Annotated in this window: 1 protein-coding gene; it reads left to right on the top strand. The window is 71.5% G+C overall.

Going from position 1 to position 344, the window contains the following annotated elements:
* A partial coding sequence (locus TN53_RS43245; protein WP_046264414.1) for an ArsR/SmtB family transcription factor occupies positions 1 to 330 on the top strand: 330 nt, incomplete at its 5' end.
* Positions 331 to 344 lie beyond the last annotated feature (14 nt).

Here is a 344-nt window from a genome sequence, read left to right as displayed (position 1 = left end):
GTCTTCAGCTTCGACCGTTCCGACGCCGTGTGGTTCGGCTATCCCGTGCCCGGACTGAACACGCTGTGGACCGCTCAGCAGGCCACCGCCGAAAGGGACCCGCTCAAGCTCGTGGTGGGCTCGCTGCGGGCGGGGATCCTGCGCGAGCTCGTCCGCCCGTGCACCATGGGCTCCCTGGCCTCCGTGCTCAACTGCACGCCGGCGACCGTGACCTACCACTGCGGCCAGCTGGAGGCGGCCGGCCTCCTCAGCCGGGAGCGCCGAGGGCAGCACGTCATGGCCCGGCGTACGACGTCGGGTGCGACACTCGTCAACCTGCTGTCGGGCTGAGCCCGCACGCCGCG

The organism is Streptomyces sp. WM6386, assembly GCF_000972385.1.
Lineage (GTDB): Bacteria > Actinomycetota > Actinomycetes > Streptomycetales > Streptomycetaceae > Streptomyces.
The sequence above is the reverse complement of the archived record's forward strand: the minus strand, read 5'-3'. Positions and strand labels throughout refer to the sequence as shown.